Origin of the sequence: Streptomyces sp. NPDC085946, from assembly GCF_044540485.1 — a bacterium.
In the GTDB taxonomy this organism is placed as follows: Bacteria; Actinomycetota; Actinomycetes; order Streptomycetales; family Streptomycetaceae; genus Streptomyces.
Genome location: NZ_JBITSF010000016.1, coordinates 1 through 13,359, shown reverse-complemented (window position 1 = coordinate 13,359; position 13,359 = coordinate 1). Strand labels below are relative to the sequence as shown.

Annotated in this window: 15 protein-coding genes and 6 pseudogenes; 16 read left to right on the top strand and 5 right to left on the bottom strand. The window is 68.3% G+C overall.

What is annotated here, in order from left to right:
- Positions 1 to 56: 56 nt before the first annotated feature.
- The 5 genes and pseudogenes from ACIF8T_RS27580 to ACIF8T_RS27560 all read left to right on the top strand — a co-directional run.
- On the top strand, positions 57 to 701 hold the full coding sequence (locus tag ACIF8T_RS27580; RefSeq protein ID WP_400038804.1) for an MBL fold metallo-hydrolase: 645 nt from the start codon (positions 57 to 59) through the stop codon (positions 699 to 701).
- Positions 702 to 725: 24 nt separating this feature from the next.
- Entirely contained in the window at positions 726 to 1,571 is an 846-nt protein-coding gene (locus ACIF8T_RS27575) for a fumarylacetoacetate hydrolase family protein (protein ID WP_400038803.1), read from the top strand.
- Positions 1,568 to 2,143 (top strand): acetate uptake transporter, encoded by a 576-nt coding sequence (locus tag ACIF8T_RS27570; protein ID WP_400038802.1) that lies wholly within the window; start codon positions 1,568 to 1,570, stop codon positions 2,141 to 2,143. The genes ACIF8T_RS27575 and ACIF8T_RS27570 overlap by 4 nt, the downstream gene beginning before the upstream one ends.
- A 65-nt stretch (positions 2,144 to 2,208) precedes the next feature.
- The gene (locus ACIF8T_RS27565; RefSeq protein WP_400038801.1) at positions 2,209 to 2,634 is read left to right on the top strand and encodes a MarR family winged helix-turn-helix transcriptional regulator; all 426 of its coding nucleotides are present in this window, start codon (positions 2,209 to 2,211) and stop codon (positions 2,632 to 2,634) included.
- A gap of 285 nt (positions 2,635 to 2,919) precedes the next feature.
- Positions 2,920 to 3,152: pseudogene (locus tag ACIF8T_RS27560) on the top strand (helix-turn-helix domain-containing protein); the annotation flags it as partial.
- A gap of 242 nt (positions 3,153 to 3,394) precedes the next feature.
- Here ACIF8T_RS27560 and ACIF8T_RS27555 read toward each other — a convergent pair.
- Positions 3,395 to 3,658: pseudogene (locus ACIF8T_RS27555) on the bottom strand (IS256 family transposase); the annotation flags it as partial.
- Between the two features lie 270 nt (positions 3,659 to 3,928).
- Here ACIF8T_RS27555 and ACIF8T_RS27550 point away from each other — a divergent pair.
- On the top strand, positions 3,929 to 4,429 hold the full coding sequence (locus tag ACIF8T_RS27550; RefSeq protein WP_400038800.1) for a hypothetical protein: 501 nt from the start codon (positions 3,929 to 3,931) through the stop codon (positions 4,427 to 4,429).
- A gap of 88 nt (positions 4,430 to 4,517) precedes the next feature.
- On the opposite strand, the pseudogene ACIF8T_RS27545 reads toward ACIF8T_RS27550, so the two are convergent.
- Positions 4,518 to 5,286 (bottom strand): annotated as a pseudogene (locus ACIF8T_RS27545) (transposase family protein).
- Positions 5,287 to 5,480: 194 nt separating this feature from the next.
- Here ACIF8T_RS27545 and ACIF8T_RS27540 point away from each other — a divergent pair.
- A complete protein-coding gene (locus tag ACIF8T_RS27540) occupies positions 5,481 to 6,302 on the top strand; it encodes an ATP-binding cassette domain-containing protein (protein ID WP_400038799.1) in 822 nt (273 codons plus the stop codon).
- Complete coding sequence (locus ACIF8T_RS27535) at positions 6,299 to 6,955, top strand: hypothetical protein (RefSeq protein ID WP_400038798.1); 657 nt, start codon at positions 6,299 to 6,301, stop codon at positions 6,953 to 6,955. Before ACIF8T_RS27540 ends, ACIF8T_RS27535 begins: the two co-directional genes overlap by 4 nt.
- A 64-nt stretch (positions 6,956 to 7,019) precedes the next feature.
- Here the strand turns inward: ACIF8T_RS27535 and ACIF8T_RS27530 are convergent.
- Positions 7,020 to 7,219: pseudogene (locus tag ACIF8T_RS27530) on the bottom strand (IS5/IS1182 family transposase); the annotation flags it as partial.
- Positions 7,220 to 7,376: 157 nt separating this feature from the next.
- The gene (locus ACIF8T_RS27525) at positions 7,377 to 8,132 is read right to left on the bottom strand and encodes an SDR family NAD(P)-dependent oxidoreductase (RefSeq protein WP_400038797.1); all 756 of its coding nucleotides are present in this window, start codon (positions 8,130 to 8,132) and stop codon (positions 7,377 to 7,379) included.
- Between the two features lie 123 nt (positions 8,133 to 8,255).
- On the opposite strand from ACIF8T_RS27525, the gene ACIF8T_RS27520 reads away from it, so the two are divergent.
- From ACIF8T_RS27520 to ACIF8T_RS27485, 8 genes and pseudogenes are all read left to right on the top strand, one after another.
- A complete protein-coding gene (locus tag ACIF8T_RS27520; protein WP_400038796.1) occupies positions 8,256 to 8,690 on the top strand; it encodes an Rrf2 family transcriptional regulator in 435 nt (144 codons plus the stop codon).
- 206 nt (positions 8,691 to 8,896) lie between these two features.
- Positions 8,897 to 9,277 carry a transposase gene (locus ACIF8T_RS27515; RefSeq protein ID WP_400038795.1) on the top strand — a complete coding sequence of 127 codons (381 nt, stop codon included), beginning with the start codon at positions 8,897 to 8,899 and terminating at the stop codon, positions 9,275 to 9,277.
- Positions 9,181 to 9,429 (top strand): annotated as a pseudogene (locus ACIF8T_RS27510) (transposase); the annotation flags it as partial. The gene ACIF8T_RS27515 and the pseudogene ACIF8T_RS27510, both read left to right, overlap by 97 nt.
- A gap of 68 nt (positions 9,430 to 9,497) precedes the next feature.
- Positions 9,498 to 9,994 (top strand): annotated as a pseudogene (locus tag ACIF8T_RS27505) (transposase); the annotation flags it as partial.
- A 2-nt stretch (positions 9,995 to 9,996) separates the two neighbouring features.
- The gene (locus ACIF8T_RS27500) at positions 9,997 to 10,398 is read left to right on the top strand and encodes a VOC family protein (RefSeq protein WP_400038794.1); all 402 of its coding nucleotides are present in this window, start codon (positions 9,997 to 9,999) and stop codon (positions 10,396 to 10,398) included.
- Positions 10,395 to 10,913, top strand: coding sequence for a DUF664 domain-containing protein (locus ACIF8T_RS27495; RefSeq protein WP_400038793.1), 519 nt, complete (start codon positions 10,395 to 10,397; stop codon positions 10,911 to 10,913). The genes ACIF8T_RS27500 and ACIF8T_RS27495 overlap by 4 nt, the downstream gene beginning before the upstream one ends.
- A gap of 363 nt (positions 10,914 to 11,276) precedes the next feature.
- The gene (locus ACIF8T_RS27490; RefSeq protein ID WP_400038792.1) at positions 11,277 to 11,639 is read left to right on the top strand and encodes a hypothetical protein; all 363 of its coding nucleotides are present in this window, start codon (positions 11,277 to 11,279) and stop codon (positions 11,637 to 11,639) included.
- A gap of 568 nt (positions 11,640 to 12,207) precedes the next feature.
- Positions 12,208 to 12,540: a hypothetical protein gene (locus ACIF8T_RS27485; RefSeq protein ID WP_400038791.1), complete on the top strand. Its 333-nt coding sequence runs from the start codon at positions 12,208 to 12,210 to the stop codon at positions 12,538 to 12,540.
- Here ACIF8T_RS27485 and ACIF8T_RS27480 read toward each other — a convergent pair.
- Positions 12,524 to 13,359: transposase family protein (locus ACIF8T_RS27480; RefSeq protein WP_400038790.1), on the bottom strand; the 836-nt coding region annotated here is incomplete at its 5' end. The two genes, ACIF8T_RS27485 and ACIF8T_RS27480, sit on opposite strands and share 17 nt — an antisense overlap.

Below are 13,359 nucleotides of genomic sequence, written 5' to 3'. Positions count from 1 at the left end.
GCAGTCATCTTGTACAGTCTAGTTGTACATTTCGGTGGTTCCAGGAAGGACCTCCCATGCGATTCACGAAGTACGCCCATGCCTGCGTCGCGCTGGAGAAGGACGGCACCCGTCTCGTCATTGACCCCGGCACCTTCACACCCGAAGCGGCCGAGGCCGTATCCCGGGCCCATGCCGTGCTGATCACCCACGAGCACTTCGATCACTTCGATGAGGAGGTCGTGTCCTCGGCCCTGCAGGCCCAGCCCGACCTGCACGTCTATGCGCCGGCTCCGGTGGTGGGCACGCTCGGCTGTCACGACGGCCGCGTCCGGGCCGTTGCCGCCGGTGACACCTTCGCCTTCGGTTCGTTCACCGTCACCGTCCACGGCCATCGGCACGCGCTGATCCACGAGGACATCCCGCGCCCCGACAACGTCGGCTACCTCGTCGACGACGGAGTCCTCTACCACCCGGGTGATGCCTACTTCGTGCCCGACGCCTCGGTGCACACGCTCCTGCTGCCGACGAGCGGGCCCTGGACCAAGCTCGGCGAAGCCGCCGACTACGTGCGCGCCGTCAAGCCCGAGCAGATCATCCAGATCCACGAACTCATGCTCAGCGACCTCGGCCAGCAGTCCACCGCCGCTCTCCTCGGTGAGAACGGCCTGACCGGCACCCCCATCACCCGTTTGACCCCCGGCACCACGATCCAGCTGTGAAACCCGGACACCCAAGGAACAGCCGTGCGCTTCGCCACCCTCCGTATCGACGACGCCCTCACCGCGGCCCGCATCGAAGGTGACCGCGCCGTCCTCGTCGATGCCTCTCACGCCGTCGACGCCTACCTGCGCCGCGAATGCCTGACGGAAACCGGAGAGGTCGACGCGCGGACCGCTCACTACGCACGCGTCTCCCCCTCCCCGGCGCACATCCTGTGCATCGGTCTGAACTACCGCAGCCACATCCAGCAGCTGGAACGCCCCACCCCCGCCTACCCGACGTTCTTCGCCAAGTTTCCCTCCACACTCACCGGTCCTCGCGACGACATCACACTGCCGCGGATCAGCGACCACATCGACGGTGAAGCGGAACTGGCCGTCATCGTCGGACGGCGCCTGAGCCGCGCCGGCGTGAAGGAGGCGAACGAGGCCATCGCCGGCTACACCGTGGCCAACGACATGTCCTTGCGGGACTGGCAGCACCGCACCACCGAAGCGCTCCAGGGCAAGGTCTTCGACCGCTCGACCCCGCTCGGCCCCGTACTGGTCACACCCGACGAACTCGACAACGCCCGCGACCTGACCGTCACCTTCACCGTCGACGGCGTGGAATGGCAGCGCGGATCCACCAGCGATCTGCTGTTCACCCCTGCCGAACTGCTGGCCTACTGCAGCACCTTCCTCACCCTGGAACCTGGCGACGTCGTCCTCACCGGCACCCCCGGCCGGACGTCCGCAGCCGATATCACCCTCTCCCCCGGCCGGACACTGGTCACAGCGGTGGAAGGCATCGGAGCGGCAGTCAATCCCACCACCGCCGATTCCCTGCCCGACACCCGCGTCCTGTGGCAGGAGCGCGGACCGCGATGACCTCGCATACACATCAAGCACCCGCTGATCAACACACGCAGGACCGAGACGAACCGCGCCTCGCCAGTCCGGACACGCTCGGTCTGTGGGCCTTCGCCCTGGGAACCTTCATGGGCAACCTCCCCGACACCGGACGGGTGGAACGGGCGGGTCTGGACACATGTGTCGCCGTCTTCCTGGGCGGTGGAGCTCAGCCCCTGGCGGGGCTACGGGGATACCGAACCCGCAACGCCTTCGGGGCGACCTCGTTCACCGCCTTCGGCCTGTTCTGGATCACCATCGGCGCCTTCGGCAACCTCGCCGTCTCGACCCGCGCCGGCTCCTGGCTCCTGATCGCTTGCGCGACCGCCGCCGCGTACACGGCAACGGCACAGTTCTGGAACACCGTCCATCGGCGCAACGTGCTGCCCCTCGGTGAACCCACCCGACCAGACGTCCGCAGTCGCACCCGACCACCCCGCCCGTCGCACCGCCCCGGTGATCCGAGCAACACGGAAGCAGCAGGCAGACTCGTACAGGCACCGTCACCCAAGAAAGCCCCGAAGTGCCCATGCTCCGAGGAGAACCGGTGAAGTCTCCCAAAAAAATACAACCTAGTTGTACACATTGATTGCATGACGCGCCTAGGATGCAACCCATGAACGAGGAGGACACCCTGGCAGAAGACCTGCGGCAGGTCATCGGCGAACTGGTCCGCGCCGTACGAACCGTGGACACCATGCCCTCCGGCGAAGCCGCCATCCTCGGCCACCTCGACCGCACCGGTCCGCAGACCACGGCCGAACTGGCCTACCGCCGGGGGGTCACCCACCAGTCGTCCGCCAAGACCGTCAAGGACCTACGCGCCGGTGGACTCGTGCGCACCGAACCCCATCCGACCGACCGGCGCAAGCTCCTGGTCCACATCACCGAAACCGGACGAGCCCGCCTGCGCAGCGAACGAGGCCAACGCTCGGACCGGCTCGGCACCGCCATCAGTGAGACACTCAGCGCAACGGAACAGCAGCAGCTACGCGACTGTGTCTCCCTTTTGGCCCGTCTGACCGCTCACCTACGGACCTGATCGGTCGCATCTGCGCAGGGGCCGGCCGAAGATGCGTACGCGTGATGTTCATGCTGGGCCCCCTTTCGGGGGTTGATGAGCCCAAAGACGAAGCCCTCGGGGCGAGGGCCCACGACGATGGCGGGGGCTGAGTGCCCAGGATGGGGGCGATGCCCGGCTCCCCGAAAGACCGGCACTCTGGAGGGTGCCGGCCGGTCTGGTTGTCTGCCCACCGTCGCACGCTCCCTCCCTTGTCCGCGACCATACTCTGCATGTACGCGCTACATACGCTTTCAAGTACGCGATATGAGGGGTTCGGGTAGCGCGAGGGGCGGAGGTGCTCTCGTGTTCGACGTGGTCGACGCGCTGGGCGCGTCTCGGCCCCCGCTGCCGCCGCCGGCCGAGCATAGGCGGCTGCGTCAGCTCACGCGCTCACCCTGGACGAAGTGGCCGCCGCTCTGGGCGTGCGGCGGGCGACCGTGGGTGGCTGGGCGTCGGGCAAGACGGAGCCGCGGCCGCCCGCATGCCCGGCCACAGCGCCAGAACCAAGTGGCCACAATGGCGGGCGGGTTGACGGTCCGCGTCCTACGGTCGCGTCATGACGATCGCTCCGCAGGCCCTCACCGCGCTGCGGTTTTGCCGCTGGAGATCACTGGTCGCTGCCAGCTCACCTGTCCGGCCCTTTGCCACGCCAGCACCAGGCCGGCGCTGAGCCACGGCAGCATGACCAAGGACGACTGGAACCGGACCATCGACGAAGCTGCCGGCCTCGGTGCCGAGGTGTGCCGTTGCGGGAGTTGCCGCCGTTCTTGCCCGCCGGATCGTGCTTGTCATAGCCGAGATGGCTGGTGATCTCGCCCTCCAGGGCGGACTCCGGCAGCCGCTCGGTCAGCTGCTGCAACAACCCGCCCTCGCCGGTCAGCTGCAGGTCCTCGGCCCGGGCCTGGCTCACCGGCTCGTCGATCAGCCGGTCGTCCACGGCCTTCGCCGGCACAGCCGCTGCCGACTCGACAGCGTTCTGCTCGGCCACGTTCTCACTGGTCATCGATGCATCCTCCATGATCGGGAGTTACACCGAACGGTTTACAGTCCCGGCTTCCGCTGGGTTCCGGTCACACTCGATCACTGCGAACAGCGCGGCCTCGGCGACAACTCATGTCCTCGCCGCCGGGGTGACAGGCACCGTAACTGGGACGATGTCTCGGTGAACCACTCCTCGTCTTTCAGCACCGGCCCTGGTCACGGGCGACAGCGTCTTCCGGAGCCCAGGCGAGCCGAGCCCGGCCAGTGGCCGAAGCTGGAGGCTGCACTCGCCGTGGTCAACCGCGACCTGAGGGCGACCCTGCCGGGTCAGGACGCGCTGATACTGATGCTCGTCCCGTCTTGGGAGCCCGCGCCCCAGGGAGCCATCGACAGGGTCCAGGTCTATGTGGCGATGCCGGACGGCCGTTGGCACGGCAACGCGGTCAATGCATCTGACCGGGAGGAGGGCGACCCTCCAGAGCCGGATGATGCGGCGACGGTCCTGACGGGTGTCGCGGACGCGGCGCAGGAGACCATCATGGAGTTGCTCTGGCAGGTCTGGCCGATTTGCCCGGCACACAAGATCGGAATGCACCCTCGCCCCGCAGGGACCACTGAAGACTGGTACCAGGGCGAAACGGACTCGGCCGGCCCACCGGTGTGGTGGTGCCGAGGCAGCCGGGATGCTACGGGCCACGACGTCTGCCAGGTGGGAGAGTTGGCCTCCACCCTGCCGGGAAAGCAGCGTCGAGCCCTGCGGCGCAGCGAGCGCCACCAGGACGGTCGCCGATAACCGCGGCCCGGACGACTGCGCGTTGCCACTGGAACCCACCGTCCGTTGCCACCCGCGAAGTGCGGACCCCAGCACTGAGCTTTTTCCATCATCGGTCTGAGCTGGTCAAATGCAGGGTCAGGACGGCTTGGACGAGGCTCGTGATGCGGGTGGTCGAGCACCGAAGCTTACGGAGGAGCCGCCAGGACTTGAGGATGGCGACGGCCTGCTCGACGAGAGCCCGGATCTTCGCGTGGGACCGGTTGACGGCCTTCTGGCCTGCGGAAAGGGTCTTCCAGCGCCCTCAGTATGGAACCCGGACGGTGCCCCCCGGCACCTCGGTATCCCTTGTCGGCCCAGCAGGTGATGCCGGCTTCCGCCAGAGCGGCGATGACGCCGTGTTCGCGGGCGGCCCGGATGTCGTGGACGGCACCGGGCAGAGCAGGTGAGGCCCGCAACAGCCGACCGGACGGATCGGCCAGGACTTGTACGTTCATCCCGTGCTTCTTGTGCTTGCCGGAGCAGAAGGGACGGTCCGCGGCGATCCGGTCGGCCGGCAGCAGGGTACCGTCCGGCAGCACGAACGCCTTCGTCGACGCCGCACGAGTCGCTTCCGCGAGGGTCGGGGCGAGTGCGGCCAGGAGCTCGACGGCCTCGGCGGCGTACCGGTAGGCGGTGGTGGTTCCGACTCCGAAACCGGCTGCGAGCCGAGCGTACGGGTGGCCGTTGCGCAGATGGGCGAGAGTGAGCAGGGCCTGCCGGCCCGGGCTCAGGCGCCGCCGGCGAGTGCCGAGCTCCTGCCGGTGCCGGCGGAGGGTGGCGGACAGGAAGCGCGGGGCGGAGCTGGACACGTCGACGCCCGGCGGGTAAGCAAGCACGCAAAGCCTCCGGTGGAGACGGTTCTCTGGTCGAAAACCCGTCCATCAAGGGCTTCACCAGCCTGTCAGCTCGACTGCCAAGCCCGTCCGCCAGGCTGGAAGGACCAGCGCGTAGGCCACAGTGAGGAGTTGAGTTGTTACGTTGCGAGGCGGTCGGCAAACGGTACGGCGCAGGACGGTGGATCCTCAGCGATGTGGACATGGAGGTCGCGACCGGTGATGTCCTCGCGGTGGTCGGCGGCAACGGTTCGGGGAAGTCGACCTTGCTGAGGATCCTCGTAGGACTGTCACAGCCCACCACCGGGAGCGTGTCGGGCCGACCACCGCGCATCGGTTACGTACCGGACCGCTTCACCGTCCACGATCGGATCTCGGCGATCTCCTATCTCACCCACATGGGGCGTATCCGTGGCCTGTCGGCCTCCGCCGCCCGTGCCCGAGGCCATGACCTGCTGGAGCGGCTGTCCCTGGTAGGCGGGCGGAACGCACCGCTGCGCACGCTGTCGAAGGGCAACGCGCAGAAGGTGGCGCTCGCCCAGGCCCTGCTCATCCCACCGGACCTGTTGGTCCTCGACGAACCCTGGTCAGGTCTGGATGTCTCGGCCCATGGTGTCCTCGCCGAGTTCATCGACGAGGTGGCCGCACAGGGCGGGGCAGTGGTCTTCACCGACCACCGCGAGGCGATCACCGAGACGCACGCCCGAGGTGCCTACAGCATCGACGACGGCCGGGTTACCGCGCACGGCGGCCAGCACACCAGGAGTCGCCCCTCGATGGCCGAGCTGGTCCTGACTGCGCCGCCCACCGGCGTCACGCCGATCGAGGTGAACTGGTCCGTGCTGCCGGGTGTGACGGGCGCTGCCCAGCGCGGAGGGGAGGTCGTCCTGCGGGTGACGCGGGAGCACGCGGACGCCGTACTGCTGACGGCACTGCAGCACCGGTGGTCGGTGGTCAGCCTGGCCGGGGCCGCGGCCGAACGCAGTTTCCGGGGTGATGCGAGGGGGACCACCCGGTGATCGCCTTGGTCGGCTATATGTTCACGCTGCTGCTGCTCTCCCAGCGCTACCTCGCGCCGCTGCTGCTGTTCCTCGGCCTGGTGGCCGTGCTGACCAGCAGCGACACCGGCCCGCTCAGTGCGACCTACGCCTCGGTGGCCGGGGCCATGCTGCCGTGCTCGGTCTGGCTGACCGTGACACTGATCGGTCTCGAGGACCAGGCGCACCGCTCGATCGTCGTCGTCAGCGCCGGCAGCCCTCTACGCGTCCTGCTCGCGACGGTCGGGACGGCCGCAATGTGGTGCCTGCTGCTGATGGCTGCCTGCCTGGTGCTGCCGCTGATGTTCGGAGCCCGCGCACCCGGCCTCGCGGATCTGGCGCTGGGGATTGCGGCCCAACTCATCTGCGCCTTCACCGGCATGACCATCGGACTGGTCTGCTCGCGGCTGGTGTTCCGGCGGCAGGGCTACGCGCTCGTCCTCGCCCTGGTGCTCCTGCTGGCCGTGCTGCTGGGCAAGGGCGTTTCCCCGGTCAACATCATGCTCACCCACCTGCACAGCGCGTCGGACTCGGCGGACGCCCTGGCGCCCACGGGTGTCCTGCTCGCCGTCACCGCGGGCTTCTTGGCGGTCGCAGTCGCTATGACACAGGGGATCACCCGCAGAAAGGCATGAACTCCGCGGCGGTGTGCCCGCACCGGCACAGGCTGCGCGGCACCGTCCGGCAGAACGAATTCCCTGCCGTCCTGACCGCTTCCGTGAGCGTGGGGACGAAAGAGCCCAGGAGCTCGATGTCTCGGTGGCACAGCGGCAGGCAATGACGCCGGTGCCGAACCCAACCCCGAACTGCACGTGGGAGTAACCATTGCGCAGGTGGGCAAGGGTGAGCAGGGCGGGTCGGCCCGCGTTCAGGCGTCGCCGTCGGGTTCCGATCGCCCGGCAGTGCGCGCAAACGGGTCCTATTGGACTGCCCATAAGAGCTCGTGACACGATCACGATCCGGGCTTCTTGAGGCGTGTCCACGCACACACGGGTCGTCGGCAGTGCGCGCCCCGTAGACGCGATGTCCTTCGGGGCGCGCGGCAGGGGTTCGGGTTCAGGCGTTGTAGCCGCCGTGGGCGTCCAGCACCGCGCCCGTGACGTACGATGCGGCAGGGCTCGCCAGGAAGGCGATCGCCGCGGCGATTTCTTCGGGGCGCCCCATGCGTTGCAGGGACAGCGAGCTGAGCAGGGCCTTGAGGGTGTCGGGGTCCGGCGGTTGCATGCCGCTGTCCATCAGCCCGGCTTCCACGACGTTGGCCGTGATGTCGCGGGGCCCGAGGTCCCGTGCGACCCCCATGGTGTACCTCTCGATGCCCGACTTGGTCGCCGCGTAGTCGGCAACGCCCGGGACGCCGACCCGGGAACCCAGTCCGGAACTCACCGTGATGATGCGGCCGCCCGTGCGCAGCACTCGGGAGGCGGCCCGGATGACGGCGATCACGCCGAGGTAGTTGGTGGCGTGCATCCGGTCCAGTGCGGCGGTGTCGGCGTCCGGGTCGTCCACCGTGCGGCCCTGCTCCACCGAGATCGCCGCGTTGTTGACGAGGATGTCCAGGCCGCCGAAGTGCGCGACCACGTCGTCGATCAGCGCCGGCGCCCGGCTCGTGTCCACCTGGTCGGACTTGAAGGCGACGGCCTTGGCTCCCTTGCCCTGCACCTCGTCGACCACGGCCTGCGCCTGCTTCTCGGAGCTGACGTAGGTGAAGGCGACGTCGGCGCCCTGCTCGGCCAGCAGCCGTACGGTCGCGGCTCCCAGTCCGCGCGATCCCCCCGTGACCAGGGCGACCTTGCCCGTGAGTGGCTTGCTCATCCTTCTCACCTCGTTGATTGATCCTTTCCGGCAGTCGCAACATTAATTGTTACGACAGACTGTTGCAACCTTCGTCGTTACGACTGCCGTAACATGAAGCGGTGTGGCCGAGAGGAGGAGCCCATGAGCGCCAACAGCAGGCTGACCATCGCCGCCCACGCGCTGGCCTGGATCGGCCTCTACCAGCGCCAGGGCCATGAGGTCGCCACCTCCGAGCAGATCGCGACCAGCGCGAACACCAACCCCGTGGTGATCAGACGGCTGCTCGGCGAGCTGCGCAGGGCCGGGCTCGTGGAGTCCCGGCGGGGCGTGGGCGCGGGCTGGTCGCTGGCGCGCGGGCTGGAGTCGATGACCCTGCTCGACGTGTACGAGGCAGTGGAACCCGGCCCGCTGTTCGCGATGCACCGCACCACCCCGGACCAGGGATGCGTGGTGGGTCACGGCATCCAGCCGGCGATGCAGAGCATCTACGAGGGCATCGAGGAGACCGTGAGACACGAGCTGGCCCGCGTCACGCTCGCGGACGTGCTCCGGGACGTACTCGCGGCACCTCGCTAGCCTCTCCGTTACGCCCTGACATCACCAAGATCCCCATCCGAGCCCAGGCCGGCGAACAGCCTGGCAGCCAGTCACGCCGAAGACCGTTGCAGTATCGGACCGTGTCCTACGAGCTCGTGACTTGATCTTGTTGCGGTGCCCTGGTCCGGCGTGACCGATGTGACGATTCCGCCGTTCGGGAGGACGCGAGCACCCGGCCATGGATCGTGGACGACGACTTGTGGGCGCTGATCGAGCCGCTGCTGCCGCCCTGGCCGGAGAAGTCGCCGGGCCCACGGCCGGTGGCGGACCGGCTGTGTCCGCAGGGCATCCTGTACGTCCTGCACCACGACATAGCCTGGCAACTCCTGCCGCTGGAGCTGGGACTCGGTTCCGGGCAGACCTGTTGGCGGCGCCTGGAGCGGTGGCAGCAGGCCGGGGTCTTCGACCAACTGCACCGCATCCTGCTCGCCGAGCTGAACGCGGCCGGCGAACTCGACTGGTCCCGCGCGTGCGTGGACGGCTCCCACATCCGCGCGAAAAAGGGGGCGCCGACACCGGTCCGTCGCCGGTCGACCGACGGAAGACGGGTAGCAAGCACCACCTGATCTGCGACGGACGCGGCACCCCGCTCAAGGTCATCACCACCGCGGCCGACGTCAACGACGTCACCCAGACCCTCGCCCTGGTCGACGGCATCCCGCCCGTGGCCGGACGGCGCGGACGCCCGCGCCGCCGCCCCGGCTCACTCCTCGGTGACAAGGGCTACGACTCCAACCCCAACCGCCGAGAGCTGCGCAAGCGGCGGATCTTGCCGGTCACCTCCCGGCTCCGCTGTTTGGCGTGTCGAAGTCGGCCGCGGACCGCATCATCACCCACCTCGGCCCGACGCTTGCGCTCCGGCAGCGCAAGAGGTTCCGCAACGACACCGTGCTCGTCGTGGACGGCACCCTGAGCCCCACCCGCGACCACGAGGTGGCCGAGCAGTCGAACACACCACCGTCGTCGCCGACGGCGGCTACCGCGGCACCGGCCTCATCGTCCCGCGCCGCCGCCAGCCCGGCCAGGCCGATCTCCCCTACTGGAAACAAGAGCACAACGCCTCCCACTGCAAGGTCCGTGCCCGCGTCGAGCACGCCTTCGCCCGCATGAAGACCTGGAAGATCCCGCGCGACTGCCGCCTGAAAGGCGACGGCGTCCACCACGCCATGCTCGGGGCCGCCCGCCTGCACGACCTGTCCCTCACCGGACAGGCTTCGGCCTGCTCACGAGGAGATACCCGCTGCCACCTATGCAGGGGGCAGCCACTAGGAGATCCTTTGTAGCCGTGACCCACACGACAACCGAAACCGCGTGGCCCGGAAAGATCAGTGCCATCACCCTGTTCGTAGAGGACCTGAAGGCCACAAAGCGGTTCTACCGTGACGTGTTCCGCCTGCCGGTGACCTACGAGGACAACAACTCGGCTGTGTTCAGCTTCGGGGACACCATCATCAACCTGCTGCAATCCACCGCAGCACACGAGCTGATCGGCCCCGCGCGCGTCGCCGCCCCGGACGCCGGCTCCCGCCTTCAGCTCACCCTCCCCGTGGACGACGTGGACGCGATGTGCAAGGAGCTGACCACCCGCGGCGTGACGCTGCTGAACGGCCCGATGGACCGGCCCTGGGGAATCCGGACTGCCAGCTTCCAGGATCCGGGCGGCCACATCTGGGAGATCGCACAGTGACCGCGACCGTGCCGGCGACCGCGGACACCGAGATTCAGGCCCTCCTGTCCTTTCTGGACGCACAGCGCCGTCATGTCCTCGGCATACTCGACGGGCTGGACGCGGAGGCACTGCGGCGGCCCGTGCTGCCGTCCGGATGGAGCTGCCTGGGGCTCGTCCAGCACCTCGCGCTCGACGTCGAGCGGTTCTGGTTCCGTGCCGTCATCACCGGCGACCCCGCCGTCATCGCAGCCCTCGACGACATCGACGACGCCTGGCAGGTGGCCCCCGACGTACCGCATACCGAGGTACTCGACCGGTACCGCACGGAGGCGGACCTCGCGAACACCGCCGTTGCCGCCGCGGACGCGGACACCCCTCTGGCCTGGTGGCCCCACCACCTCTTCGGCGAACCGCACCTGCACACCGTCCGGGATGTCCTGCTGCACGTCATCACCGAGACCGCATGCCACGCCGGACATCTCGACGCCGCACGAGAACTCATCGACGGCAGACGATGGATGGTTCTGACCTGAAACCGACCGCGGACTCGCGAAAGGGACGAGCCACTTACGGGACAGCCCTTTGGTAGGGCAAGTGGTAGGGCAAGGCGAGTGCGAAGGAAGGTCACTACTCCGTATGGGTGCTCTCGTACGACGAGTTGACTTCACCGGAACGCGAGTTGGGGGCGACCGTGTCGACGAGGACGGGCAGTGGGGCCCCGGGCGGACGGGTTCGGGCCCCGTGATCGTGGCGCTCCTCCAGGGCGCTGACACCGCGCAGCCGGGCCCGTCGCGGGCCTGAGGCTCGCCGGGGCGCGGATATCAGGGCACCTCGACCTGGCCGGTGCACAGATCGCTCATGTCCTCTGGCTCGAGGACTGCTGGTTCGAGGAGGGCGTGGATCTCTCCGGAGCGTCGACCCGGTCGATTGCGATCGTGGGCAGCCGAGTGCCGGGCATGGAAGCCGGCTTGATCCGTATCGAGGGACGCCTCGACTTGCAGCGCTCCCGTCCGGAAGGCAGCTCTGCCTCGCCCTTCCACCGAAGGGTCACCGCCTTGTCGCTCATCAACACCCACGTGAGCGGCGCCGTGAACCTCAACGGCGCCGAAATCACCGCACCCGAGGAATGGGCAGTGTCCGCCGGCGGACTGGTTGCGGAGGGCGGCGTCTACTGTGTGGACGGGTTCGTCGCGCACGGTGAAGTCCGTCTCTGGGGGCGCAGCTACCCGGCGGACTGCACATGCGGGGCGCACGCCTGATGGACCCCGGCCCGCGCGGGGTGGCGCTCGCCCTGGACAACGCCGTGGCCTCGACGCTCGCCTTCTCCGACGGGTTCAGCGCGGACGGGACCATACGGCTGCGGGGTGCCCGGATCTCGGACCTGACCTTCGAAGGAGCCGTCCTGAACGGGCCGCCCGACGACCACGGCCCGTCATTGGAAGCAGTGTTGATGCAGGCCGTCGACTTCGACCTCACACTCGCCCGGCCACCGTCCGGCTTCGTGGACCTGCGGGGCGCGCAGGTGTCCTACCTCCATGACAGCGACCGCAGCTGGCCGGACATGGTGGAGCTGGACGGCTTCATCTACGGCTCCATCAAGGTGGACGAGGCAGGCGAGCGGCGGGGGCAGTGGGGCGGCGGGACTCTGTGGCCCGCCGCGTGGCGTGGATACGACGCAGCCCGGGCTGCAACCCCCAGCCTTATGAGCAGTTGGCGAACTGGTATCGGAAGGCCGGCCACGACGACGAGGCCCGCCGCGTACTCCTGGCCGAACAGCGCCATCGGCCGCGCGCGTGTGGGGGCACCTGCTCGATGCCACCGTCGGCTATGGCTACCGCCCTGGGCACGCTGTCCTTCGGCACTCACTCCCCCAACCCGGTCAAACAAGGCGAAGGCGCCCCGTTCCAGCCCTTCGTCCATACACTCGACCTCTTGATCCCCACCAGTGGTCTGGGTCAGCGCACGGCCTGGTACTGGTCGAACGACAGCCTCCAGTGGCTGGCCTACCTGCTGATCGCCTTCGGCTGGGTGCTGACGACCGCCATCATTGCGGGTGTCACCCTCACCGGAGGCAGGCGAACAAATAGGCCAGACGGCATACTCCCGAGCATTTGCGGGACATCGTCTAAGGGCTCGCAGAGAATCAACATGCTGGTTTGATCTTCGTGGGGCTGCTGTTGGCGAGGAACGCGGTGACGTCAGCGGGTGTTCGGAATCTGGCTGTCGAAGATGGAATGGTGCAGCCGTATTCGGCCAGGAGGGGCTGGACTTGGTGAACGGCCCTGGTGAGGGTGCTGGTGTTGACTCCGAAGAGCTGGGCGAGGAGGTCGCGGGTGCCGAGTTTGCGCAGGTAGAGCACGGTGGCCAGGACTCTGTCGGCGGTGGTCAGCTTGTCCTTGGCCCCAGCACCCCGGGCACGGATGCGTTCGCCTCCTCGCTGCCGGAGCCGTCCTTGCTCACGTAACTCGTCTAGTTTCGGGGCCAGTTGGTCGACGAGTTCGTCCAGCGCCGGTTCGGGCATGCCGGTCAGCTCCGGGTTGCGCAGGCACCCGGAGCAGGGCTGCGGGGACGGGTTGCCGGCCGGCCGTGGGGTCGTGGCAGCGTTGGTGGTGTCGCGAGGGTGGGGGTGGAGGGTGTAGTTCCAGTCGCCGTGGAAACGGTGCCGGTGCATGGGCAGGGCGTCGATATCGCTGTCGGTGACCTTGATGCCGGTGTCGTAGGTGCCCGGATCGAGTTCGGCGTGGACGGTCAGCCCGGTGCGGGTGGTGGTCGCGGCGATGCTGTTCACGATGACGCCGTGGCTGGTCAGCGGGCGACCGCACCAGTTCATGGAGATGTGGGAGAACAGCCGGTGCTCGATCTTGTTCCACTTCGAGGTGCCCGACGGCATGTGGCAGACCGTGATGTCCAGGCCCGTCTCGGCGGCCAGGGCGGAGAGTTCGGTCTTCCAGGCGCGGGTGCGGTAGCCGTTGGACCCGC

What these genes read in the sequence shown, in the direction of transcription:
- ACIF8T_RS27525 (WP_400038797.1), bottom strand. Translation starts at nt 8,132, where the DNA reads ATGAGCAAGCCACTCACGGGCAAGGTCGCCCTGGTCACGGGGGGATCG.
- ACIF8T_RS27520 (WP_400038796.1), top strand. Translation starts at nt 8,256, where the DNA reads ATGAGCGCCAACAGCAGGCTGACCATCGCCGCCCACGCGCTGGCCTGG.
- ACIF8T_RS27565 (WP_400038801.1), top strand. Translation starts at nt 2,209, where the DNA reads ATGAACGAGGAGGACACCCTGGCAGAAGACCTGCGGCAGGTCATCGGC.
- ACIF8T_RS27485 (WP_400038791.1), top strand. Translation starts at nt 12,208, where the DNA reads ATGGCTACCGCCCTGGGCACGCTGTCCTTCGGCACTCACTCCCCCAAC.
- ACIF8T_RS27570 (WP_400038802.1), top strand. Translation starts at nt 1,568, where the DNA reads ATGACCTCGCATACACATCAAGCACCCGCTGATCAACACACGCAGGAC.
- ACIF8T_RS27580 (WP_400038804.1), top strand. Translation starts at nt 57, where the DNA reads ATGCGATTCACGAAGTACGCCCATGCCTGCGTCGCGCTGGAGAAGGAC.